Source organism: Rhodanobacter sp. Soil_C_14 (assembly GCF_057657335.1).
Map to the genome: position 1 here is coordinate 499,486 of NZ_JBDGIQ010000001.1, position 24,344 is coordinate 523,829.

A 24,344-nucleotide genomic window follows, 5' to 3' on the forward strand; every position below is an offset into this window, starting at 1 on the left:
TCGAGCCGAATCACATGGGCTCCAGCGCTCCACACTCAACGCCGGTCAATTTCGCAGAAGCAATCAGGGGATCGAGAATTGCCCGTCCCGCGCCATTAATGTAAATCCGAGTCTTTACAGTTGACGGATCCTTGAAAATCGCAGCTTTTCTCGGAGTCAACAAATCATTGAATCTTTCCAGCCGTACGTGTCCCCGGTCGTTCTTTTCAGAACGACCGATGTCTACACATGGCACGACGTTGGTCACATTGTAGAGATAACGAATCTCTCCAGTGCCTCCGCAATCAAGCTCAAGCATTTGACCAAACTGGGACAGAAAGGAACCCAGCGCGTCCCTGGCGCGTTCATTCAATACCAGTGCACCGGGGAGCATGGCACTCACGTCCGCGGGAGGACGCTTGTTTTTGCGCCGTTTGCTATCGGCAAATTCCACCACGGGACGATCCATCCAGTTTTTTGGCTTTCCGTCGATCCAGAATCGTCCTTCGAGCAACTCATGATCGTCGACAGGAACCACCATGGCATGGTCGCTCACGCAGGCATTACGCAGTTCAAAAACCGCCATGGATCAACCCCGGATCAAAGTGAAAGAATGCCTGAAATGAGCGCCGCTTTGATGCTATCGAGAACAGGGTTCACGGCTTTGGCAGCGATCTGATGGCTGGCGATGCTGATCCGCAGCAAGCCGTCAGGTGAGCGAGGCCGACACAGGTGTTGCGACGATAGCTTTTCGGCTGTGCAGGCCTTGGAAGAAGCGGCTCGTTGCGCTGCGTCCGGACTAGCTTGCCATGGCGTTACAGAGGGAGGCACCGGGTACCTCGTCGATCAATGCTGGATAAAAAATCTCGCCTTTCGGCCACCTTCGGCATACCCCCGCGGCATTGCGCCGCGGGGCAACGGCGCGGCATCGGTTGCCGGGCAAGCCGGCCACTCCTACAATAAGAATCATTCTCACCTGATGATTCCCTGGCATGGCGTGGCGGTCGACGCGCGCGTGTCGCCATCCGGTGCAGGAACACAGCCATCGCGCGGTGGCGACCGGGTCGACATCCCGGTCCGCCTCGACGCGTGCAGCCGCTTCCCGCCAACCTGTTCACAAGGCTTCCGATGTCATCGATCCCCTCTTCGTCCGTGGCGAGCACCGCTCCGCGCCACCGCTCCGCGCTGCCGCGCGCGATCCGCATGGCATGGCTGGCGACGCTGGTCAGCTTCGGCGTCTCAGCCCATGCCGCCGACACACCGGCCGCCACGAACACCGGCGGCGACGCGCAACAGAACGCCGCGACCACGCTGGAAGGCGTGCAGGTCACCGCGCCGATCGTGAAGGACAGCAACTCGGTGACCAAGACCGATACGCCGATCATCGAGATCCCGCAGTCGGTGTCGGTGATCACCGATGAGCAGATGAGCCTGCGTGGCATCCAGGGCATCGAGGAAGCGGTGTGGTACACCGCGGGCGCCCAGGGCGGCGGCTACGGCCCCGACTCGCGCAGCGACTGGCTGCTGGTGCGCGGCTTCACCCCGGCGCGCTACATGGATGGCTTGGCGCTGGCCGAAGGCTCGGGCACCGGCATCACCCGCATCGAACCGTACGGGCTGGAGCGACTGGAAGTGTTGAAGGGCCCCTCGTCGGTCGTCTACGGCGCGATGCCGCCGGGCGGCATGATCAACATGGTCAGCAAGCGGCCGACCGAACAGCCGCTGCATGAAGTGGGCGTGGAAGTCGGCAGCTTCGACCTGCGCCAGGGCACGTTCGACTTCGGCGGCCCGCTGAACGATTCCGGCACTCTGCTGTATCGGCTCACCGGTCTGGCCCGCAACAGCGACACCATGGTCGACCACATCAAGGACGATCGTTATTACCTGGCGCCGGCGCTGACCTGGAAGCCGAGCAACGCCACCTCGCTGACCGTGCTGTCGCACTTCCAGAAATCCGCGACCGCGTCCGGCGGTGGCTTCCTGCCCGCCGAAGGCACCTTGCTGCCCAGCCCGAACGGCAAGATTCCGCGCAATCGCTTCACCGGCGAGCCGGGCCAGAACGATTACGACAAGACGCTGGCCTCGATCGGCTACGAGTTCCACCACGACTTCGCCAGCGGCCTGGCCTTCAACCAGAACCTGCGCTACGGCAAGGCAGACGTGGACAACAACGGCGGCAACGTGGGCGCGTTCGGCCTGCTCGGCGACGGTCGCACCCTGTTGCGCTACCTGTTCCCGAACGAGAACCACACGAAGACCTTCGGCGTCGACAACAACCTGCAGTACACCTTCGACGCAGGCAGCGTGCAGCACATCGTGCTGGCCGGCGTGGACTACCGCCGCGCAAAGGACGACTACGCCTCGGCGTTCGACTTCAACGTGGGTGGACTGGACGTGTTCGACCCGGTCTACGGCAGCCCGGTGACGGTGCCCGCGTACACCAGCCACACGCTGCAGACGCAAACGCAATTGGGCGTCTATCTGCAGGACCAGATCAAGCTGGGCCGTTGGGGCATCACCCTCGGCGGTCGCCAGGATCACGTGAAAACCGACACCGACAACCTGATCGGAGGCACCACCACGGGCCAGACCGACGACGCATTCTCCGGCCGCGTCGGCGTCAACTACCTGTTCGACAGCGGCCTGGCGCCATACGTCTCGTGGTCGCATTCGTTCCAGCCCACCGTGGGCACCGACTTCGCGGGCAAGGCGTTCAGCCCGACCACCGGCGACCAGTACGAAGCGGGCCTGAAATACCAGCCGGCCGGCGGCAACGGTCTGCTCAGCGCATCCGTCTACCAGATCACCCAGCAGAACTCGCTGACGATCGACCCGAATCACACGCTGTACCAGGTGCAGCAGGGTGAAACGCGCCTGCGCGGCGTGGAGCTGGAAGGCCGCTGGAACATCGGCCGCAACCTCAGCGTGTATGGCGATTACACGTACAGCGATTCGAAGGTCACCCGGACCAACGACCTGCCCTCGCTGGGCAGGCAGATCGCCCTGCTGCCGAAACAGCAGGCCTCGCTGGGCGCCGATTACACCATCGTGGCCGGATCGCTGGCCGGGCTCGGTTTCGGCGGTGGCGTGCGTTACGTGGGCGAGCACTACGGCGACATCTACAACGACTGGAAGACGCCGTCGTACACCTTGCTCGACGCGGCCGTGCACTACGACACCGGTGGCTGGCGACTGCAGTTGAACGTCAGCAACCTCACCGACAAGACCTACGTCTCGACCTGCAACAGCGCCGTATGGTGCTACTACGGCTACGAGCGCACGGTCACCGCCAGCGCGCGCTACCGCTGGTAAGCAGATGACGGCCTGGCTCGGCGTGGTGGCCTTCGCGATGGCGGCATTGTCCGCCGTCGCGTTGTACGCCGGCTCGCCGCACTGCATGTGGCGCGTGCTGCGCGGCCGGCCGCGCAGCGCACGGCTGATCGGCACGCTGCTCGCGCTGGCGTCCCTGCTCGCCTGGACGCAGCTGTTCGGCGTCGCCGCCGGGCTCGGCGCCACGCTCGCCAGCCTGATGCTGGTGCTGGTCGCGCAACCGTACCTGGCCCTTTTCATCGGCAGCCCGGATGCCGACACCACGGCGGATGACAAAGCATGATCCGCCGCCGCAGGAAAGCGAGCTGATGTGGGCGCGGCTCAGCGCCGGCATCGTGCCGGGTTTCTTCCTCGCCGCCGCGCTGCTCGGGCTGGTCAGCTGGCTGCTGCCCGGCAGGTGGGAATCGACCATCATGGTCGGCCTGCTGGCGTTCTTCCCGCTGTGGATCGGCATCGTCTGCGCCGCGCTGCGGTTCTCCAGCGGACGGCGCGCGTGGCTCTGCCTGGGCATCGCGGCCGTGGCGGGCTTAAGCCTGCTGCGATTGCTGCAGGCATCGGGTTGGGTCGGCTGAGCATGTCACGATGAAATTGAAACCGGCCACCTTGCGCACCTTCACCACCCTGCATTCGTGGGTGGGCATGCTGGCGGGCTTCGCGCTGTTCGTGGCGTTCTATGCCGGCGCGATCACCGTGTTCCATCATTCGCTGCAGCAATGGGCCAGCCCGCAGCTTGCCGCCACCGCCTCGCTGGACGATGCGCAACAGCTGCTCGACCAGGTGCTGGCGCGCCACCCGGAAGCACGCGAACACCTGGGCATGACCTTCCCCGGCTACGAGCTGGCCGAGCCCACCGCGTACTGGCAGGACGCGCAAGGCGTCTGGCAATTCGCCACCCCGCAGCAACTGGCCGGCAGCCCGACCCCACCGGGCGCCAGCCTGCCCGAGCTGGTCAACGAACTGCATTACACGCTGGGCCTGCCGCTGGTCGGCACCTGGCTGATGGGGCTGGTCAGCCTGCTCTACGGCGTCGCGCTGGTGTCGGGTTTCGTGATCCATCTGCCGCGGCTGTTCAAGGATCTGTTCGCGCTGCGCCCGGGGCGCAACCTCAAGCGCTTCTGGCAGGACGCACACAACGTGATCGGCGTGCTGAGCCTGCCGTTCCACATCGTGTTCGCGGTCACCGGCGCGCTGCTGTGCCTGCTGTTCGTGCTGATGCTGGCGCTGAATCCGCTGGTCCACGACGGCGAGCTGATGGCCGCGTCGGCCGCGGCGATGGACACCGCGCCGATCGTGCAGAAGGCGGACGTTTCCCGGCCGCTGTCGCCACTGGCAAGCTGGCACGCACGCGCGATCGCGGTGGCGGCGGAACATGGCGTCGCCGATTTCGTGCCCGGCTACCTGAAGCTCGCCCATGCCGGCGATGCCCATGCCGTGGTCGAGATCACCGGCACTTCGCCGCGCGGACTCGGTGCCGGCGCGGTGGCGCTGGATGCCACCAGCGGCACCGTGCTGGCCACCCAGCTGCCCGGTTCGCGCGACGCCAACCACGCGGTGCTCACGGCGGTCTACGCGCTGCACTTCGGCGACTACGGCAATGTCGCGGTGCGATGGCTGTACTTCCTGCTGGGCCTGGGCGGCGCCTTTTTGTTCTATTCCGGCAACCTGTTGTGGATCGAGTCGCGGCGCAAGCGGCGACAGGCCGAACAGGGGCGCTCCTCGATCGTCATGGCGCGCGCCACGGTCGGCGTGTGCCTCGGCGTCTGCGTGGCGATCTCCGCGGCCTTCGTGGCGGCGCAACTGCTGCCCGCGCTGGGCTGGCGCGTCGATGCCGGCGAACGCTGGGTATGTTTCGGTAGCTGGGCGCTGTGCGTGGCCTGGGCAGCATGGCGCGCGCCCCTGCGTGCTGCCCGGGAACTGTTGTGGCTCGCCGCGATCGTCACCGCGCTGGTTCCGCTGGCCCATGGCTTCGTCACCGGCTGGTGGTTCTGGCGCAGCGCCGCGGCCGGTCACGGCGCGTTGCTGGCGATCGACCTGGGCGCGCTGGCGCTGGCGGCGGGCTTCGCCTCGCTGGCACGTGCGGCATCACGGCGCAGCCGCCACGGTGACGGCAACAGCGTGTGGGCAGATCAGGCCCGGTAAGGAGCCAACAAGGCGGGTTCGTCGAACAGCCCGGCAGGCAGCAGGTAACGCGGATCGCGGCCGGCGGCCAGCAACTCGCGGATGCGGGTGGCGGAGATCTCCAGCGGCGTCACCGCCAGTTCGATGACCTTGCCGGCCGACGCGCCGCGCAAATCCGCGGTGTCGACGACGCGCCTGCCCGCCACCTCGTCTTCCAGTTCATCCGGCAAGGTGGCCGATACGCCAGGTCGGCTCAGTACGCCGACATGGGCCACCACGAACAGTTCGCGCCAGCGATGCCAGCTGGCCAGGTTGGCGAAGGCATCGGCGCCGACCAGCAGCACCAGCGGCCGCTCGCCCTGCTCCGCGCGCAACTCGTGCAAGGTGTCGATGGTGTACGAAGGGCCGGAGCGATCCAGCTCGCGCGTGTCCATGGTGAGCCGTGCCTGGCCCTGCAGCGCCGCGCGCAGGATCGCCACCCGCTGCGCTGCCGAAGCCATCGGCGCGTCGCGGTGCGGCGGCACGCTGGCCGGCATCAGGCGCACCTCGGCGTCGAGCAGTTCGGCCGCTTCCCACGCCACGCTGAGATGCCCCAGATGCACCGGATCGAAGGTGCCGCCGAAGATCGCGAGGGTCACGCCAGCGCCCTGGCTGCCCGCGGCTCCGCCAGTGCGGCGATCAGCCGTTCGGCTTCCTGCCACGGATTGCCCTGCTCGCGCCCCTTGACCATGCGGTCGATGCGCGAGGCGCGCGCCAGGCATTGCAGCCAGTGTTCGCGAGGCGCGCGGCGCAGCGCCTGGCGGAACAGGTTCTCGCGCGCCTGCCACAGGTGTTCGGCGCGGAACTGGGCAGCCAGGTCCGATGCATTGGCCAGGCGCAGGGCGAGCTGCAGCTGATTGACCAGCCAGCCCATCAGCGCCAGCAGCTCGTCGCCTTCCGAGCGCAGCCCGGCCAGGATGCGCAGCGCGCGGGCACCGTCACCCAGGAAGGCCGCATCGGTGAGCTTGAACACGTCGTAGCGGGCGCTGTCGGCGACCAGGTTCTCCATCTCGGCGGCATCGATGCGGCCTTCGCCGTGCAGCACCGCGAGCTTGTCGATTTCCTGCGCGGCGGCCAGCAGATTGCCCTCGACGCGCTCCGCCAGCAGGGCCACCGCGTCAGGCGTGGCGGACAGCTTGCGCGAGGCCAGCCGTGCGGTGATCCAGCTGGCCCATTCGTTCGGTCGCGGCGCGTTGAACACCACCATCGTGCCGCTGGCGTCGAGCTTCCTGCTCCAGGCGCCGTCGTGCTTGTTGCTCCACTCCATCGCGGTGATCAGCAAGGTGACGTCCGGCGGCGGATCGGCGCAGAACGCGGTGATCGCCTTGGCGCCCTCGATGCCGGGGCGGCCGGTGGGCAGGCGCAGATCGATCAGCCGCCGACTGGCGAACAGCGACATCGCCGCGCCGGAACGGGCCAGGTCGTTCCAGTCGAAATGCTGGCCAACCTCGAGCACCTCGCGCTCGCTGTAGCCGAGCCGGCGCGCCTGCGCGCGCAGGGCGTCGGCAGCTTCGAGCACCAGCAGTTGCTCGCCGGCCAGCAGGTAGACCGGCTGCAGGCTGTCGCCCGCCAGCGCCTTCTGCCATTGACCGGGGTTGAGCGGCATCAGCGCGTGCTGGCGGCGCTGGCCGGCTCGGCCAGCTGGTGCTTGCTGGCCGCCTGCAGGCGGAACAGGATCGCCTGCACCATGTCGTCATTGAGGCTGCGCTGCAGCTCCTGCACCTGCGATTCGTTGCCGACGGTATTGCTGGCGTCGTAGCTGTATTCGCGCGACATGTCGATGCGCTGGACCGGCAGCAGCGGATGGCCGTCCGCATCGGTCACGTCGAATTCGACGTGGTAGCGCACCGCGTACTCGGTGATCCGCACGTAACCGCCGGCGCTCAGCGTCTCGGTGCTGAACCGGGCCGTCGGCACGCGCAGTTCGGCGACGCCCGGGCCGGCGGCGTCCTCGATCGTGACGTCCGAGGTTTCCAGCGCACGGGTCAGCCGGCGCTCGAGCTCGCCACCGCCATTGACGGTGACGTGCATGCGCTGCATCTGCGCGGGCAGGTTCGCGTTTTCGCGCAGGTGGAAGCCGCAGGCGGACAGCGCCAGCGTGGTGACCAGCAGCGACGCGAGCTGCAACAGGCGAGCGGTTTTCATGAAGTTCATCCTGCGACGATGTTGACGATCTTGCCGGGCACCACGATCACCTTGCGCACGGTCAGGCCTTCCAGGAAATGGGCCACCTGCGGTTGCGCCAGCGCCATGGCCTCGGCGTCTTCCTTCGAGGCGCTGGCGGCGACCTCGATGGTAGCGCGCAATTTGCCGTTGACCTGCACCGCCAGCGTCAGCGTGTCGCGCACCAGCGCGGCCGGATCGACCCGCGGCCACGGCTGGTCCTCCAGCACGCTTTCGGGGTGGCCCAGCACCTGCCACAGCGCGTGACTGACGTGCGGCACCACCGGGTTCAGCAGCAGCACCATCGCCTCCAGCGCCTCGTGGCGCACGGCGCGGCCCTGGTCACTCTGGTCGGCGAACTTGCCCAGCGCATTGAGCAGTTCCATCAGCGCCGCGATCGCGGTGTTGAACGCGTGGCGGCGACCGAAATCGTCACTGACCTTCTGGATGGTTTCGTGCAGCTGGCGGCGCAGGGCTTTCTGGCCGGCGTCCAGCGTGGCCGGGTTCGTTTCAGGATGATCCGGGTTCCCGGCGTGCGTGGTCACTTCACGCCACAACCGCTTGAGGAAGCGCGCCATGCCCTCGACCCCGGCCTCGCTCCATTCCAGCGACTGTTCCGGCGGCGCGGCGAACATCGAGAACAGCCGCACGGTGTCGGCGCCGTACTTGTCCACCATGGTCTGCGGGTCGATGCCGTTGTTCTTCGACTTCGACATCTTCTCAGTGCCACCGATCTTCACCGGCTCGCCATCAGCCTTGAGTACGGCGCCGGTCACGCGCGCCTTGTCGTCGCGCTGGATCTCGACATCGGCCGGGTTGATCCAGTCCTTCGAGCCATCGGCGTTGTCGCGGTAGAACGTCTCGGCGATCACCATGCCCTGGCACAGCAGGTTCTGCGCCGGTTCGTCCGAATGCACCATGCCCGCGTCGCGCAGCAGCTTGTGATAGAAGCGGAAGTACAGCAGGTGCATGATCGCGTGTTCGATGCCGCCGACGTACTGGTCTACCGGCAGCCAGTAGTTGGCGCGTTCGTCGATCTGCGCATTCGCGCCGGGGCTGGTGTAGCGCGCGTAGTACCAGCTCGACTCCATGAAGGTGTCGAAGGTGTCGGTCTCGCGTTCGGCCGGGCCGCCGCACTGCGGGCAGGTGGTCTTGCGCCACTCGGGATCGGCCTTGATCGGCGACTGCACGCCGGAGAACGCGACGTCCTCGGGCAGCACCACCGGCAGTTGGTCTTCCGGCACCGGCACCGCCTCGCACTTCGGGCAGTAGATCACCGGGATCGGGCAGCCCCAGTAGCGCTGGCGGCTGACGCCCCAGTCGCGCAGGCGGAAATTGACCCGGCGCTGGCCGCGGCCCTCGGCCTCGAAGCGCTTGGCCAGCGCGTCCAGCGCCTGCTGGAAATCGAGCCCGTCGTATTCGCCGGAGTTGACCAGGATGCCGCGCTCGGTGAAGGCGCACTGCTCCATCACCCGCTGCTCGAAATCCTCGATGACCTGCACCGCGGACTTCGTATCGTAGGCATCGGTATCGCCGCCGCCGAGCGCCGCGCGCATCGGATCGGCGCCGACGCCAAGGGCCAGGTCGTGGCCGATTTCGCGCACCGCGTCGAGCACGCTGCGGTCGACCACCACCATTTTGATCGGCAGGCTGTAGCGCTGGGCGAATTCCCAGTCGCGCTGGTCATGGCCGGGCACCGCCATCACCGCGCCGGTGCCGTAGTTCATCAGCACGAAGTTCGCCACGTACACCGGCAAGGCGTCGCCGGTGATCGGATGCACCGCGCGCAGACCGGTGTCCATGCCGCGCTTTTCCTGCGTCTCCAGCTCGGCTTCGGAGACGCCGCCCTGGCGCAGGCCGGCGATGAACTCGGCCAGCGCCGGACGCGCCAGCGCCGCGTACTGGGCCAGCGGATGCTCGGCCGCGATCGACAGGAAGGTCACGCCCATCAGCGTGTCCGGCCGGGTGGTGAACACCGTGATCGGCTCGACCGGCGCCTTGTCGTCATTGACGTCGAAGCGGATTTCCAGGCCCTCGCTGCGACCCAGCCAGTTGCGCTGCATGGTCTTCACCGCATCGGGCCAGCCCGGCAGCGTGTCCAGGCCATCGAGCAATTCGGGCGCGTAGTCGGTGATCTTCAGGAACCACTGCGGGATCTCGCGCTTTTCAACGATGGCGCCTGAGCGCCAGCCGCGGCCGTCGACCACCTGCTCGTTGGCCAGCACGGTCTGGTCGATCGGGTCCCAGTTCACCACCGCGTTCTTGCGGTACGCCATGCCCTTCTTCAGCAGGCGGGTGAACATCAGCTGTTCCCAGCGGTAATAGTCCGGCCGGCAGGTGGCGAACTCGCGGGTCCAGTCGATCGCGTAGCCTAGCGACTTCAGCTGGCTGCGCATGTGGTCGATGTTGGCGTAGGTCCACTTGGCCGGCGCGGTCCTGTTCTTGATCGCGGCGTTCTCGGCGGGCAGGCCGAACGCGTCCCAGCCCATCGGCTGCAGCACGTTCTTGCCCTGCATGCGCTGGTAACGGCTGATCACGTCGCCAATGGTGTAGTTGCGCACGTGGCCCATGTGCAGCGCGCCGGACGGGTACGGCAGCATCGACAGGCAGTAGAACTTCGGCCGCGTGTCGTCCTCGACCACCTCGTACGCGCGCTGCGCGGTCCAGTAGTGCTGGGCGGCGGCCTCCACGGCCCGCGGGCGATAGCCGGCTTCGTCCTGCTCGGGGGTGGTCGGGGCTTGGGTGTCCTGCATGATCATGCTGCCATATGCGATTGATGCGGACCGGCGAAAGCCGGCCCGAGGGAACTGGTCAGACTAGCCCAGCGCGGGCCGGCCGCCAAGCCGGAACGCTATTCCTGCGGGCACGCCGCGGCCTGCCCCGCGCCCAGCGCACGCCCGGCCGCGGCGATCTGCGCCGCGATGCGGGCGATCGCCCGCTGGTGACCTTGAACCAGGGCCGGATAGCCCGGCCCCACCGGCTCGCTGACCAGGCTGGTGCACGACAGCGTGGCCGCTTGCGCGCCGTGCAACAGGCGCACGCTCCATGCACCCTCGATCAGCGCCTGGCCGCCGGGTTGCGAATCGAACCGGCGCAGGTCCAGCTTGATCCGCAGCAGCGGCTGGCTGCCGGCCGGCAGGCCGCTGACGTCCTGGCTGTGCAGCTCGCGCGCCAGGTCGGCGGCCAGAGCACTGCGCACTTCGTCGCCCAGTGGCGCGATCCAGCGTTCGCTGCCAAGCACGGCCATGCCTTCGGCGCCCTCGCGCACCACCAGCTGCGGCTGGTCGACCTGGGCCGGGATGCCCACCGGCAACAGCTCGAACGGCAGCGACCCGGCGGCCGGGGTCGGCGCGCCCGCATCGGCCGGCGCCACCAGGGTGTAGTAATGCAGCGGTGCGGAAGCGCAGGCGGCCAGTAGCAGGGCCGCCGCCAGCGTGGCTGAAACCTGCGTGACGCGACGGATCATGGCTTGCTCCCTGAGGCCGGCTGCGGCGCCGGCGCGGCGGTTTTCGGTGCGGTGGTTTTCGGGGTCGACGGCGCCGGGTCCGGACGACGGCCGCGGATCAGCGACTCCGGATGGCCGCCCAGGTAATCGGTCAGCACGCGCAGCGAACGCGCCATGCGCTGCACCTGTTCCAGCGTGGCGCCCAGGTTCTGCTGCAGCGGCGAATCACTGGCCAGCGCATCGTTGGCCGTGCCCATGGTCTGCTGCACGCCGTGCAGGGTGTCCTTCACCGCCGGCAGCGTCTCGCCATTGACCTGCTTCAGCGTGGCGTTGAGGCCAGCCAGGGTCTGGTCCAGGTTCTGGCCGATGCTGTCGAACGGGATCTTGTCGAGCTTGTCGACGATCTCGGCCAGCTGCTCCTGCAGCTTGTCGAAGCTGCCCGGTACGGTCGGCAGGGTCAGCGGTTTCGCGCTCGGGTCGAACGCCACCTTCGGTGTCTTCGGCACGAAGTCCAGCGCCACATACAACTGCCCGGTGAGCAGGTTGCCGGTGCGCGCCTGGGCGCGCAGGCCGTGATCGACCAGTCGGCCGATCATCTGCGAAAGGTCGGGATTCTCCCCGCGCTCCCGGGCCAGCGCCTCCAGCTTGTCGTAGGCGGCGCCGAGTCGCTGCGGATAGATCACCGCGCCCACCACCACCGGGAAGCGCTGCTTCTGCTCGTCGTAATCCAGCCGCACCGACACCACCTTGCCGATGTTGATGCCGAGGAACTCCACCGGCGCATCGACCGCCAGGCCCCGCACCGACTGCTCGAAGCGCATGCGGATGTAGTGCGGCGTGCCATCCGGCGGCGCCATCGCGGTGGCCTGGTCGCCGAACAGCTTGAAGGCGTTGTCTTCCGGCGCAGGCGTGCCGTCGTGCGGGCCGGGCGGGTCCTGGAAGGCCACGCCGCCGGCCAGCACGGTGGCCAGCGACTGGGTGTTGAGGGTCAGTCCGTTCGCGCCCAGCGACACATCCACGCCGCTGGCATTCCAGAAGCGCGAGGAGCGGGTGACGAAGCGGTCGTTCGGGCCATCGATGAAGATCTGCAGCGAGACGCCCTTGCCGTCCTTGTCCAGCTGGTAGGACACCACCCGACCCACCTGGATGCGCCGGTAATAGATCGGCGAGCCGATGTCGAGCGAGCCCAGGTCGTCGCTGTGCAGGACGAAACTCCGGCCGGGCGCGCCGTGGGTCACCGGCGGCGGAATCTCCAGGCCCTTGAAGTCGTCCTTGTACTCGGTGGAGTCACCCACGTCGGCACCGATGAACGCGCCGGACAGCAAGGTGTCGATGCCGGACACGCCGCCCAGCCCGATGCGCGGACGCACGACCCAGAATCGCGTGTCGGCGGTGGCGAAACCCTCGGCGCTCTTCTCCAGCGCCACGTTGACCAGCACGTGGCTGCGGTCGCTGCTGAGGTGGATCTTGTTGACCCGTCCGATCACCACGTTCTTGTACTTCACCGGCGTCTTGCCCGCTTCCAGCCCTTCGGCGCTCTGGAAGCTGATCACCACGTGCGGGCCGGCCTGCAGCCAGTTGCTGACCACCAGCGACAGGCCGACCAGGGCCGCCAGCGCCGGAATCAGCCAGATCAGCGAGGCATTGAAGCGGCGCCGCTTCACCACCGGCCGCGGCAAGTCGCCGTCGTCTGGCGGTACCGGTTGGGTTTGCATGTCGTCAGTCATCCGAATCCTTGCCGTCCCAGATCAGGCGGGGGTCAAAACTCATCGAGGCAAACATGGTCAGCACCACGGTCAGCCCGAAAAAGATCACGCCCGGCAGCGGTTCCACCAGGCTCAACACGCTGAAGCGCACCAGCGCCGTCAGCAGCGCCACCACGAATACGTCCAGCATCGACCAGTAGCCGATCAGCTCGACCAGCCGGTACAGCTTCGCACGCTGCAGCCGGGCCCAGCCGCTGCCCTGCTGGCTGCTCACCAGCAGCACGCTGAGGGCGAGGAACTTCAGCACCGGCACCACGATGCTGGCGGTGAACACGATCACCGCCAGGTTCGGCGAGCCGGCCCGCCACAACTCCACCACCCCGCTGATGATGGTGTTGTCGTCGATGTCGTTGAGGCTGGCGGTGCGCATGATCGGCAGCACGTTGGCCGGGATGTACATCAGGAACGCGGCGATCAGCAGCGCCCAGGTACGCGCGAAGCTGTCCGGCTTGCGCCGGCGCAGCGTGCTGGCGCAGCGCGGGCAGGCCATCGCATCGTCCACGCCGTCGCCGTCCAGCTGCGCGTCGCCCGGCACGTTGCGGCACACCAGCCCGCAGACCGTGCAGGCGATCAGGCCCAGCTCGGCGGCGCGCGGCAAGGCGCTCATGCGGCCGACTCCAGATCCTCGTTCCACAACTGGCGCAGATCCACGCCCGCGAAGATGGTGATCAGCAGGGTCAGGGCCGCGTAGGCGTAAATGCCCGGATCGGCGGTGACTTCGAAATAGGTGTGCGCCTTGACGATCGCCACCAGCGCACCCAGCACGAATACCTCGCTCATCGTCCACGGACCCAGCCGGTGCAGGATCACCATCAGCGGCACGAAACCCGGCGCGCGGCGGCCGGCGCGGGCAAACCACAGCAGCCAGCCCAGCAGGGACATCTTCAGCAGGGGGAAGAAGAACAGCGTGGCGGCCACCAGCACCGAGACGATCTGCGAATGCTCGCGCCACATCGCCAGGATCACACCCCACAAGGTGGTGCTGCTGTGCTGGCCGCTCAGGCCCAGGGTCACGATCGGCCACAGGTTGGCCTGCACGAACACGATCGCCGCGGTCAGGATCAGCGCCAGCATCGCGTTCACGCTCAGCAGATGGTGCCGCTCCAGCTCCGCGGCACACAGTGCACAGCGCGCCACTTCCCCACGCTCCAGCACGCGCCGGCGGTAGACCGTGTCGCAGTGCTCGCAGATCAGCAGCTTTTCTGGATAGGCCTTGCCCATGCACCCGGTGCCTTGCTTCGGCGTGACAGTCCGTGGATTCTCGCAAATCTGGCGTGAACGCGCTGCTTGATATGCTGCGTGGGAACCCTGATCTGAACCGACATTCACCAAGCTGGAGTTTCCCGTGACCGATGCTGCCACCGTTTCCCACGTCTTCGACGTGGACCAGCAGACCTTCGAAGCCGACGTGCTGCAGGCCTCGCTGAGCACGCCGATCCTGGTCGACTTCTGGGCCACCTGGTGCGAACCGTGCAAGACGCTGGGCCCGATGCTGGAAAAGCTCGCCGCCGAATTCAACGGCGCATTCCGGCTGGGCAAGGTCGACGTGGACACCCAGCAGGACCTGGCCGGCATGTTCGGCATCAAGAGCATCCCCACCTTGATGCTGGTGAAGGATGGCCAGGTGCTCGACGGCTTCGCCGGCGCCCTGCCCGAAGGCCAGCTGCGCGAATTCCTGCTGCGCCACGTGCAGCCGCTGGAAGCAGCCGCGGGCGATGAAATGGCCGCCACCGCCGAGGAACCCGCCCAGGCCGTGAACCGCCTGCAGCAGGCGATCGCCGCCGAGCCGAACAAGCCCGAGCTGAAACTGGACCTGGCCGTGGCCCTGATGCGCAACGAGCAGATCGACGCGGCCGAAGCTGAACTCGCCGCCCTGCCCGCCAACCTCGCCACCGACGCGCGCGCCGTGCGCCTACGCAGCGAGCTGGAGCTGGCCCATTCGCTGAAGGACGCGCCGGAACGGGCGGCGCTGCTGCAGCGCCTGCAAGCCAACGCCGAAGACTGGGAAGCCCACGATCAACTCGGCGTGCGCCTGCTGCTCGAAGGCGACGCCGCCGGCGGGCTCGACCAGTTCCTGCTGATCCTGCAGAAGGCCCGCGACTGGAACGACGGCCAGGGCAAGAAGCGCCTGCTGGCGGCCTTCGCCACCCTCGACGATGCCGAACTGGTCAGCCGCTACCGGCGGAAGATGGCGTCGCTGTTGTTCTGATTGTTGGCCACGGGGAACGCCAAAGCATTCCACCGCCACAAGGCCACCTGCTCCCTCCCCTGCCTGCAGGGGAGGGTCGGGGTGGGGTCGCTCTCGCTCCTGGTTTTCAAATCCCGGAGCACTGAAGCACCCCCTCCCAACCTCCCCCTGCTCGCCCTCCGGGCAAGCAGGGGGAGGAGCAAGGCGGGCGCGAGGCGAGGCATTTCAGTCCGTACGCCACCGTATGCTCATGTAAGATCCGTCATTCCCCCCGCATCCGACGAATCCCCATGCGCGCCTCCACCTTCCGCCGCCTGCTCAACCTGTGGCCGCCGTTCCTGTTCAACGCGATCCGCCTGCAGTCGCTCAGCGGCGACTACACCGAGGCGAAGGTGGTGCTGCGGCTGCGCCCGTGGAACCGCAATTACGTGAAGAGCCAGTTCGGCGGCAACCTGTTCGCCATGGTCGATCCGTTCTGGATGCTGCTGGCGATGCACCAGCTGGGCAGCGACTACTACGTGTGGGACAAGGCCGGCACGATCGACTTCGTGGCGCCGGGCTACGAGGACGTCTACGCCCACTTCAAGCTCGAACCCGGCGTGGTCGACGAACTGCGCGCGGCCGCCGCCAGCGGCGAGAAGGTGTTGCGCTGGTTCGAGACCGAGGTGACCACTGCGTCAGGCAAGGTCATCGCCGTGGTGCGCAAGCAGATCTACGTGCGGCTCAAGCCACGAGTACGCTGAGCGCGTAGCTCAGCCGCTCTCCCGCTCGAAGCGCATCACCGCTTCGAGTTCGGCCTCGGCTCGCTGCACGGCTGCGCCGGCCAGGCGGTTCGCAAGCCATGGCAGTCGGCCCATCCGGCACAGCACGAGGTAGGCCAGGCCTACCGCGGCCAACGAGACGACCGCGGACAGCACCAGCCAGCTCACCGTCCCCGGACGGAGGTGGTCCCACAGATTCACCCCGACGCGGTCGCCTTCGTATTGCGCAAGCATCAGCAAGGCAGGAATCCAGATCACGCAGCCGATGACCGCAAAAACCGGCGCCTCCACCTTGACCCGCCATGCGCGGAGAACGGCGATACGCCGCTGGATTTCCAGCACCGGCGAGGCATAGTCGATCGCCTGCACCAGCGCGAGCGCCCGCGCCGGGAAGAACACCGACAGGGTGCCGAAGACCTGCATGACGATCCCGCACGCCATCGAGCCGGCATCGCCCAGGTGGGTCGACCAGAAGCTGATGCCCCACAGCATCATCGCGATACCCAAGGGGATCTGCAGGGCAAAGGTCCATGCCAGCGGCTGCAGACGCCGGCGCACGTGCTCCAGCTTGCCATCTCGAAACAGCTGCAGGTTCAGCGAATGCTGTTGCGCCAACCGGCGATCCAGCACCTGCCAGGCCAGCTTCATGTCATCCAGTTCCATCGTCATGTTCCGGTGGTTTGTGCAGCGGTCATCTGGCCGCGCAGTTTCTGCTTGATGCGGCTGATCTTGGTCGCCACGTTGGTTTCGCTGATGCCGAGGATCTCGGCCATCTCGGTGTAGTTGCGGTCTTCCAGGTACAGCAGGATCAGCGCGCGATTGAGCGGATCGAGCTGGCCGATGAAGGCGTACAGCGCGGTCAGCCGTTCGTCCGGTTCGGCGATGCCCTCGCCCCCGCCGACCGTCTCCAGGTGATGCGTTTCCAGCGGCTCGAAACGGTCGGATTCCGACCAGCGCTCACGCCGCGCCTGCGAGATCGCCACGTTCAACGCGATGCGGTACATCCAGGTGGAAAACTTCGCGCGCGCCTCGTCATACCCGCCGAACGAACGCCACAGCTGCGCGCTGATCTCCTGCACCAGGTCGTCGCGGTCGGCGGCGCTGCGGCTGTACAGGCCGGCAACCTTGAACACGATCCGGCGATGTTCGTGCAGCAGCGATTCGAAGCGTTGCTGGTGTGGTCTGGCCGTCATGTATGCTGATCTTCCCCCTAGTTCATCCCATGATTCGCAGGGCCGCGAAAAAAATCACGGCGGTTGCCGCCCGGCAGGCGCACTATGCATCGCATCCGCCCGTTCGCCACGGAGGCTGCGATGACGGCTGTCGATTTCGTGTTGTCCCGAGCACGCCACCTGAGCCCCGGCAGCTTCGCCCTGGTCATGGCCACCGGCATCGTCTCGATCGACCTCGACCAGCACGGCCTGCGCGCACTGGCGCTGGTGCTGTTCGGCGCGAACCTGCTGGCCTGGCTGCTCCTGCTGGCACTCACCACCGTGCGGCTGGTCCGCTTCCGCCGCGAACTGGTCGCCGATTTCGTGCACCCGGGCCGCGGCGCCGGCTTCCTCACCCTGGCCGCCGCCACCTGTGTGCTGGGCAGCCAGTGCCTGATGGTGGTGCACCTTCCAGCGCTGGCGCGTGCGCTGGCCCTGCTCGGCGCGCTGTTCTGGGCGGCGCTGATCTATCTGTTCTTCGCCGCCACCATCACCGCACGGATCAAGCCCGGCTTCACCCGCAGCATCAACGGCGGCTGGCTGGTCGCGGTGGTATCGACCCAGGCGCTGGCCGTGCTGATGACCCTGCTGATCGCGAACGATCCCGACGCCGGCTCCGGCTGGCTGTTCGGCGCGCTGTGCCTGTACCTGCTCGGCGGCGCGCTGTACCTGCTGATCATCACCCTGGTCGTCTACCGCATGGTGTTCTTTCCGCTGCGCGCCCGCGAATTCACCCCGCCGTACTGGATCGACATGGGCGCCCTGGCGATCACCACCCTCGCCGGCAGTCTGCTCGTGCTGCATACGCCGGCCGCCAGCCCGCTGCATGAGTTGATGCCGTTCGTGAAAGGTTTCACCGTGTTCTTCTGGGCCACCGCGACGTGGTGGATTCCGCTGCTGGTGATGCTGGAGCTCTGGCGCCACGCGTGGCGCCATGTGCCGCTGCGCTACGAGGTGGATGACTGGGACATCGTGTTTCCGCTGGGTATGTACACGGTGGGCACCTACGAACTGGCGCGGGCGCTGCAGCTCGATTTCCTGCGCGTGATACCGGCCATCGGCGTCTACGTCAGCCTGCTGGTGTGGGTACTCGTGGCCGGCGGCGCCTTCGCTCGCGGGTATCGCGGTTTTCGCGTTGAGGGGCGACGGCATCCGTTGCGGTGACACCCTCGCCGGGCGACCGAGCTCACGGCAGGCGGATGTGCGCGGCCGTTTCGCGCATGTGGTCGCGATGGGCCATGTCCTTGCCCAACTGGTAGCCCACGTTGAACATCATCGCCACCAGTACGAGCACGAAGCCGCCGAAGACGAGCGCCGTGCCGGCCTTCCGATGCGCCGGCTGCCGCCGCCATGCCATGCCCGCCAGGGTAATCGTTACACCAGCGATGCCGGCCAGCGGTTGACCGCAGGCCAGCGCAGCAAAGAACAGGGCGACGGCGACGATGGCCAAGACAGATTGATCCCGAGGGGTGGCGTTTGACATGGGCATTCCTTGGCGGTGTGAGTGTGGCTGGGTGATGCTGGCGCATAGCCTAGTGGATCGCGCGCGCTGGTCGCATGTTCGTGCTGGTGGGCGTTGATGCGCGGAACTCGCGATTTCGCGTTGGCGTCTGGCGCTGCGCGCTGCGCGCAGCGGCCATTTTTTTGTCTTGTGGGATTTTCCGGGGTCAAAAGCGGTGAAGCAGGAGCTTTCGTTCTTCTACGGAGGGCGTGTCTCTTTCGCTTGCGTAGACCACCTTAAAACAAGAGCTCAAGTGCAGAGCGGTCGATCGCCTGCGGCGACCGAGTCACTTTTCTCTTGTGTGGCCAAGAGAAAAGTAACCCAAAGAGAAGGCCACCCCGATGGCGCGCCTTCCGGGCATCCTGCCCTCCAGGTGCGCGGACGGGCTCCGGGTAGAGCAGCGCGCTCCCAGCGCGCACTCGGTGATGAAGCTGAAAAGCAAAAGCAAAAGCTCCGGGTTGCCGCAGCTCTGCTCTTGATCCGGCTCTTCTGAAAAGTACGCGCAGGATGCGCGTCGCTCTACCCGGGGCCCCTCTGTAGCGGCGAGGCGGGGTCGACAGGCCGCGTAGCGGGCATCGGCATGGATGCCGATGCCTTTTCGCCAGCACATGGATGTGCTGTCGAAAAGCCCGGCCCCGACTCGCGAACCTTGCGGACAGGATGTCCGCAAGGCGCGGAAGCGGGGTGGCCTCTCTTTGGGCCACGTTTCTCTGGCCACTCAGAGAAAGGTGGCTCGGCTGCCGTAGGCAGACGAAAGCTTTTGCTCTTAGCGCCGCAGGCAAGCAAAGCAAAGGCATCGCGCACAGGGCGCGCCCGTTACCGACCGGCGACGCGGCGACTCGCCCCCACCTACAATGCGGGCATCCCCCGCATCCCGGACCCTCACCCCATGCGACCGTTTCGCGTCAAGCGCTACCTGCTCACCGGCCTGCTCACCTTCATCCCGCTGTGGGTGACCTGGCTGGTGTTCAAGTTCATCCTCGGGATGCTGGCCGGCATCGGCGCGCCGCTGGTGGCGGGGTTGCTCGGCACGCTGGCGCTGGTGGCGCCGCGCACCGCCGAGTCGCTGAACATGGAGTGGCTGAATTTCATTCTTGCGCTGGTGATCACCCTGGTGGCGCTGTACCTGCTCGGCTTCATTGCGAACCGGGTGATCGGCCAGCGCTTCCTCACGGCGTTCGACGGGTTGCTGGCACGCATCCCGCTGGTGCAGACGATCTACGGCGGCACCAAGAAGCTGATGGCGGTACTGCAGAACAAGCCCAGCGGCATGCAGCGGGTGGTGCTGATCGACTTTCCCCGTCGCGGCATGAAGGTGGTGGGTTTCGTCACCCGGGTGATGATCGAGGAAGGCAGCGGTCGGGAGATGGCGGCTGTCTATATTCCGACCACGCCCAACCCCACCGGCGGCTATCTGGAACTGGTGCCGGTGGACGAGCTGACGCCGACCGACTGGACCATGGACCAGGCGATGGCCTTCATCATTTCCGGCGGCGCGGTGGCGCCCGACACCTTGCCGGCCTCGCCACCCCAGTTGCGCCAGGACACCCCGGAGCCGCACGCATGAATCTCCGCCACTTCCTGTGTTTCGCCCTGCTCGGCGCAGCGGCGTGCGGCGCTCATGCCGCCGACACTGACTGGACCACGCCGGCGGAAGCCGCGCAGTTCCGCACCACGCCGAGCTACGCCGACACGCTGGCCTACCTGCAGCGGCTGCAGCAGGCGGCGCCGGGGATGATCCATCTGGAAACCTTCGGCAGCACGCCTGAAGGCCGCCCGATGACGGTGGTGATCGCCAGCGCCGACGGCACGTTCGACCCGGCTGCCGCACGCGCCGCGCACAAGCCGGTGGTGCTGGTGCAGGCGGGCATCCATCCGGGCGAGATCGAGGGCAAGGATGCCGGGCTGATGCTGCTGCGCGATATCGCGATCACGAAGAAGTATCCGCACGTGCTCGATCACCTGGTGCTGGTCTACATCCCGGTGTTCAGCGTGGATGGCCACGAGAATTCCAGCCCGTACCACCGCATCAACCAGAACGGCCCGGCCAGCATGGGCTTTCGCGGCCAGTCGCAGTACCTCAACCTCAACCGCGACTACGTCAAGGCCGATGCGCCGGAAATGCGCGCGTGGCTGAAGCTGTGGCAGCAGTGGCTGCCGGATTTCCTGATCGACGTGCACACCACCGACGGCGCGGACTACCAGTACGACCTCACCTGGTACACCGAGGACCCGCACAAGCTCGATCCGGCGGTGAGCGGGTGGCAGCAGGACACGATCGTCAGGCACGCGCTGCCTGCGTACGAGAAGCGCGGCCACCTCGCCTCGATCTACCTGGAGTTCAAGGACGGCACCGATCCACGCCAGGGCATCGTGAACTTCGGTTCGGGACCGCGCTTTTCCACCGGCTACGCGGCGCTGCAGAACCGGCCGGCGCTGCTGATCGAAACGCACATGTTGAAGCCCTATGCGAACCGCGTGCACGCCGTGTACGACCTGGTCGAGCTGATGCTGGAGCAGATCAACCGCCATCCCGCCGCCCTGCTCGCCGCCACCGCGAAGGCCGATGCCGATACCGTCGCTCGCGCCGCCGACGCGGACGCCACGGTTCCGCTCACGTTCAGGCCCGATCCGCAATCCATGCCGTACACGCTGAAGGGTTTTGCGTTCACGCTGACCCCGAGCGACATCTCCAACAACCCGTGGATCCGCTACGACCCGAGCCAGCCGAAGACGTACACCATCCCGAACTGGAATGGCCTGCTGCCGGCCATTTCCGTGACGCCGCCGGCGGCCTACGTGGTGCCCGTGCAGTGGACGCAGATCATCGACAAGCTCGACGCGCACGGCATCGTGTACCGGCGCACCCGCGCGCCGATGACGATCCACGCGACGGGCTATCAGCTGGATGACCCGCAATGGGCGAACAAGTCGTTCGAAGGACACGTGATGCTGCGCGACTTCAAGCTGCATTCGGTGCCGCGCGAAGCCACCCTGCCGGCCGGTTCGGTGATCGTGCCGATGAACCAGCGGGCGGCCAACGTGGCGATCAACCTGCTCGAACCGCAGGCGCCGGATTCGCTGCTGCAGTGGGGTGACCTCGATGCGGTCTTCGAGGCCAAGGAATACGGCGAACCGCGCGTGCTGGAAAAACTGGCGCGCGAGATGATGGCGAAGGACCCTGCACTGACGGCCTCGTTCGAACAGAAGCTGCACGACGACCCCGCCTTCGCCGCCAACGGTTACGCCAGGCTGCACTGGTTTTTCCAGCGCTCGCCCTGGTACGCCGACCAGCACGTGGGCGCCTACCCGGTGCTGCGGCTGGACCCGGCGCAGCTCAGGGCACTGCCGGGCCAGGCTTCCCCTGCCCACCCCTGACCTATGACACTGTATCGCCCATGACGTTTGGCCTAGCGTCGGCGGTCTTGACGGCCGCCGGGGGGAACGCGGGGGCACGATCATGAAAGCTCCCCGGCCACCGCCGGCATCCATCCATACAGAGGGATATCCATGACCAAGCAGTATCTGAAGCCCATCGCGCTGGCGATCAGCGTGGCGCTTGCCCTGACCGCCTGCGGCAAGCAGGAGTCGGCGCCGGCCGCCAGCACCAGCGCGCCCGCCGCAGCCGCCACCACCGCGGCAGCCGACCTCGGCAAGAGCATCTTCGACGTCAGCGAACTGGATCCGAAGATCAACGCCTGCGCCGACTTCAACGGCTTCGTCAACAGCCAGTGGGTGGCCGCCAACCCGATCCCGGCCGACCGCACCCGCTGGGGCGCGTTCGACAAGCTGGCCGAGGACAGCCTGAACACCCAGCACAAGATCGTCGAGGACGCCGCCAAGGGCGCCGACCAGGCCGCCGCCGGCTCGATCGAGCAGAAGATCGGCAACCTGTACAAGTCCGGCATGGACGAGGCCGCCATCGACAAGGCCGGCTTCGATCCGATCAAGCCGAAGCTGGCCGCGATCGACCAGCTGAAGAACGGCAAGGACGTAGCCGGGTACCTCGACAAGAGCTTCGCCGAAGGCGACATGCAGGTGTTCCAGTTCGGCTCCGGCGCCGACTTCAAGCACGCCGAAACCCAGATCGGCTACACCTTCCAGGCGGGCCTGGGCCTGCCGACCAAGGATTACTACACCGACCCGAAGCAGGCTGACCTGCGCAAGGCCTACCTCGACTACATCGCCAAGACGCTGCAGCTGACCGGCGTGTCCGCCGCCGACGCGAAGAAGCAGGCCGATGAAGTGATGGCGTTCGAGACGAAGCTGGCTGCCGCGTCGCTGGCACCCGTGGAACTGCGCACACCGGAAAACCAGTACCACTTCGTCAGTGTCGCCGAAGCGAACAAGGTCACCCCGCACTTCAACTGGGAGAACTTCTTCAAGGCCCAGGGCGTGACCATCGACAAGGGCTTCTCGCTGTCGCAGCCGAAGTTCTTCGCCGAGTTCGACAAGCTGCTGGCCAGCGCACCGGTCAGCCAGTGGCAGGCCTACCTGCGCTTCCACACCATCGATGACGCCTCCGACGCGCTGAGCAAGAATTTCCGCGACAACAAGTTCGCCTTCTACGGCAAGACGCTGTCCGGCCAGCCGGAGCAGAAGCCGCGCTGGAAGCAGGTGCTGGGCGCGGTCAACGGCTCGATGGGCATGGCGCTGGGCGAGCTGTACGTCAAGACCGAGTTCACCCCCGAAGCGAAGAGCCGCGCCGAGGAGCTGGTGACCAACGTGCGCAACGCGCTGAAGGCACGCATCCAGAACCTCGACTGGATGAGCGACGAGACCAAGGCCAAGGCGATCGCCAAGTGGGACACCTTCCTGCCCAAGATCGGCTACCCGGACAAGTGGCGCGACTGGACCGGCCTCACGATCGTGCCGGACAACTACTACGCCAACCTCGAGGCGGCCGGCAAGTTCAACTACGAGTACGACGTCGCCAAGATCGGCAAGCCGACCGACCGCAAGGAATGGGGCATGACCCCGCAGACGGTCAACGCGTACTACAACCCGACCGACAACACGATCAACTTCCCCGCCGCGATCCTGCAGCCGCCGTTCTTCGATGCCAAGGCCGACGACGCGATCAACTACGGCGGCATCGGCGCGGTGATCGGCCACGAGGCCAGCCACGGCTTCGACGACGAAGGCAGCCAGTTCGACGGCGCCGGCAACAACGTCAACTGGTGGAGCGAGGCCGACCGTGCCAAGTTCGACGCCCGCACCGCCAAGCTGGTGCAGCAGTTCAACGACTACACGCCGATCAAGGACCAGCCGGACGCGCACGTCAACGGCAAGCTGACCCTGGGCGAGAACATCGCCGACCTGGGCGGCCTGAACGTGGCTTACGACGCGCTGCAGGTGGCCCTGAAGCAGCACCCGGAGGAAGCGGGCAAGAAGATCGACGGCTACACCGAGGACCAGCGCTTCTTCCTCAACTGGGCCCGCGTGTGGCGCGGCAACATCCGCGAGAAGCAGGCGTTGCTGCGCCTGAACACCGATCCGCATGCACCGGCCTCGCTGCGCGCGATCGGCGCGCCGTCGAACATGCCGGCGTTCGCCACCGCGTTCCAGTGCAAGCCCGGCGACGCGATGGTGCGCGGCGACGACAAGCAGGTGAAGATCTGGTAATCCGGCGGTCATCCCGGTCGCGATGCATCGCGACCTGATGCGACCCCAGGGCCCCGCATGCAGATGCGGGGCCTTTTTTTCCCCGGCCGGCGCCCCTGACCTTTGACACTGTCTGGCCCATGACGTTTGGCCTAGCGTGGATGGGCATGCGTCCGCGTCCGGGGGGACTTGTGACGCGGCCGAACAAGCACACTCACCACCACCTACAAGGGACATCC

The 24,344-nt window shown here is 66.8% G+C and carries 22 protein-coding genes; 10 read left to right on the top strand and 12 right to left on the bottom strand.

Annotation, left to right across the window (positions count from 1 at the left end; genetic code table 11):
• Positions 1-10 precede the first annotated feature (10 nt).
• A complete protein-coding gene (locus tag AC3A56_RS02355; protein WP_487769218.1) occupies positions 11-565 on the bottom strand; it encodes an imm11 family protein in 555 nt (184 codons plus the stop codon).
• Positions 566-1,107: 542 nt separating this feature from the next.
• On the opposite strand from AC3A56_RS02355, the gene AC3A56_RS02360 reads away from it, so the two are divergent.
• From AC3A56_RS02360 to AC3A56_RS02375, 4 genes are read left to right on the top strand one after another with little or no spacing between them, the layout of a single operon-like run.
• Positions 1,108-3,291, top strand: a complete 2,184-nt coding sequence (locus AC3A56_RS02360; protein ID WP_487769219.1) for a TonB-dependent siderophore receptor — start codon at positions 1,108-1,110, stop codon at positions 3,289-3,291.
• Positions 3,292-3,295: 4 nt separating this feature from the next.
• Entirely contained in the window at positions 3,296-3,592 is a 297-nt protein-coding gene (locus AC3A56_RS02365) for a hypothetical protein (protein ID WP_056715220.1), read from the top strand.
• Positions 3,579-3,881: a hypothetical protein gene (locus tag AC3A56_RS02370; RefSeq protein ID WP_487769220.1), complete on the top strand. Its 303-nt coding sequence runs from the start codon at positions 3,579-3,581 to the stop codon at positions 3,879-3,881. The genes AC3A56_RS02365 and AC3A56_RS02370 overlap by 14 nt, the downstream gene beginning before the upstream one ends.
• A 10-nt stretch (positions 3,882-3,891) precedes the next feature.
• Entirely contained in the window at positions 3,892-5,448 is a 1,557-nt protein-coding gene (locus AC3A56_RS02375) for a PepSY-associated TM helix domain-containing protein (RefSeq protein ID WP_487769221.1), read from the top strand.
• Here the strand turns inward: AC3A56_RS02375 and nadD are convergent.
• From nadD to AC3A56_RS02415, 8 genes are all read right to left on the bottom strand, one after another.
• A complete protein-coding gene (gene nadD / locus AC3A56_RS02380) occupies positions 5,436-6,065 on the bottom strand; it encodes a nicotinate-nucleotide adenylyltransferase (protein WP_487769222.1) in 630 nt (209 codons plus the stop codon). The two genes, AC3A56_RS02375 and nadD, sit on opposite strands and share 13 nt — an antisense overlap.
• Complete coding sequence (holA, locus tag AC3A56_RS02385) at positions 6,062-7,072, bottom strand: DNA polymerase III subunit delta (RefSeq protein ID WP_487769223.1); 1,011 nt, start codon at positions 7,070-7,072, stop codon at positions 6,062-6,064. The genes nadD and holA overlap by 4 nt, the downstream gene beginning before the upstream one ends.
• Complete coding sequence (locus AC3A56_RS02390) at positions 7,072-7,620, bottom strand: LPS-assembly lipoprotein LptE (protein WP_487769224.1); 549 nt, start codon at positions 7,618-7,620, stop codon at positions 7,072-7,074. The genes holA and AC3A56_RS02390 overlap by 1 nt, the downstream gene beginning before the upstream one ends.
• The gene (gene leuS, locus AC3A56_RS02395; RefSeq protein WP_487769225.1) at positions 7,617-10,382 is read right to left on the bottom strand and encodes a leucine--tRNA ligase; all 2,766 of its coding nucleotides are present in this window, start codon (positions 10,380-10,382) and stop codon (positions 7,617-7,619) included. The genes AC3A56_RS02390 and leuS overlap by 4 nt, the downstream gene beginning before the upstream one ends.
• Before the next feature lie 98 nt (positions 10,383-10,480).
• Positions 10,481-11,095: a PqiC family protein gene (locus tag AC3A56_RS02400; protein WP_056715239.1), complete on the bottom strand. Its 615-nt coding sequence runs from the start codon at positions 11,093-11,095 to the stop codon at positions 10,481-10,483.
• Positions 11,092-12,801 (bottom strand): PqiB family protein, encoded by a 1,710-nt coding sequence (locus AC3A56_RS02405; protein WP_487769226.1) that lies wholly within the window; start codon positions 12,799-12,801, stop codon positions 11,092-11,094. Before AC3A56_RS02405 ends, AC3A56_RS02400 begins: the two co-directional genes overlap by 4 nt.
• Entirely contained in the window at positions 12,794-13,447 is a 654-nt protein-coding gene (locus AC3A56_RS02410; protein ID WP_056764342.1) for a paraquat-inducible protein A, read from the bottom strand. The genes AC3A56_RS02405 and AC3A56_RS02410 overlap by 8 nt, the downstream gene beginning before the upstream one ends.
• Entirely contained in the window at positions 13,444-14,061 is a 618-nt protein-coding gene (locus AC3A56_RS02415; protein ID WP_487769227.1) for a paraquat-inducible protein A, read from the bottom strand. The genes AC3A56_RS02410 and AC3A56_RS02415 overlap by 4 nt, the downstream gene beginning before the upstream one ends.
• A gap of 124 nt (positions 14,062-14,185) precedes the next feature.
• Between AC3A56_RS02415 and trxA the strand changes: the two genes are divergently transcribed.
• Together trxA and AC3A56_RS02425 are read left to right on the top strand one after the other, a co-directional pair.
• Complete coding sequence (trxA, locus tag AC3A56_RS02420) at positions 14,186-15,049, top strand: thioredoxin (RefSeq protein ID WP_487769228.1); 864 nt, start codon at positions 14,186-14,188, stop codon at positions 15,047-15,049.
• A gap of 269 nt (positions 15,050-15,318) precedes the next feature.
• Complete coding sequence (locus AC3A56_RS02425) at positions 15,319-15,771, top strand: DUF4442 domain-containing protein (RefSeq protein ID WP_487769229.1); 453 nt, start codon at positions 15,319-15,321, stop codon at positions 15,769-15,771.
• 9 nt (positions 15,772-15,780) lie between these two features.
• Here the strand turns inward: AC3A56_RS02425 and AC3A56_RS02430 are convergent, their stop codons facing one another.
• A complete protein-coding gene (locus tag AC3A56_RS02430; protein WP_487769230.1) occupies positions 15,781-16,437 on the bottom strand; it encodes a hypothetical protein in 657 nt (218 codons plus the stop codon).
• A 17-nt stretch (positions 16,438-16,454) separates the two neighbouring features.
• Entirely contained in the window at positions 16,455-16,982 is a 528-nt protein-coding gene (locus AC3A56_RS02435; RefSeq protein ID WP_056715260.1) for an RNA polymerase sigma factor, read from the bottom strand.
• 120 nt (positions 16,983-17,102) lie between these two features.
• Between AC3A56_RS02435 and AC3A56_RS02440 the strand changes: the two genes are divergently transcribed.
• Positions 17,103-18,164, top strand: coding sequence for a tellurite resistance/C4-dicarboxylate transporter family protein (locus AC3A56_RS02440; protein ID WP_487769231.1), 1,062 nt, complete (start codon positions 17,103-17,105; stop codon positions 18,162-18,164).
• Positions 18,165-18,186: 22 nt separating this feature from the next.
• On the opposite strand, the gene AC3A56_RS02445 is transcribed toward AC3A56_RS02440, so the two are convergent.
• Positions 18,187-18,483 carry a hypothetical protein gene (locus AC3A56_RS02445; protein ID WP_157599132.1) on the bottom strand — a complete coding sequence of 99 codons (297 nt, stop codon included), beginning with the start codon at positions 18,481-18,483 and terminating at the stop codon, positions 18,187-18,189.
• A gap of 907 nt (positions 18,484-19,390) precedes the next feature.
• On the opposite strand from AC3A56_RS02445, the gene AC3A56_RS02450 reads away from it, so the two are divergent.
• The 3 genes from AC3A56_RS02450 to AC3A56_RS02460 all read left to right on the top strand — a co-directional run bounded on the left by AC3A56_RS02450 (position 19,391) and on the right by AC3A56_RS02460 (position 24,126).
• Positions 19,391-20,068, top strand: coding sequence for a DUF502 domain-containing protein (locus AC3A56_RS02450; RefSeq protein ID WP_007804625.1), 678 nt, complete (start codon positions 19,391-19,393; stop codon positions 20,066-20,068).
• Positions 20,065-21,879 (top strand): M14 family metallopeptidase, encoded by a 1,815-nt coding sequence (locus AC3A56_RS02455; protein WP_487769232.1) that lies wholly within the window; start codon positions 20,065-20,067, stop codon positions 21,877-21,879. The genes AC3A56_RS02450 and AC3A56_RS02455 overlap by 4 nt, the downstream gene beginning before the upstream one ends.
• A gap of 132 nt (positions 21,880-22,011) precedes the next feature.
• Positions 22,012-24,126, top strand: a complete 2,115-nt coding sequence (locus tag AC3A56_RS02460; protein ID WP_487769233.1) for a M13 family metallopeptidase — start codon at positions 22,012-22,014, stop codon at positions 24,124-24,126.
• The last annotated feature ends 218 nt before the right edge of the window (positions 24,127-24,344 follow it).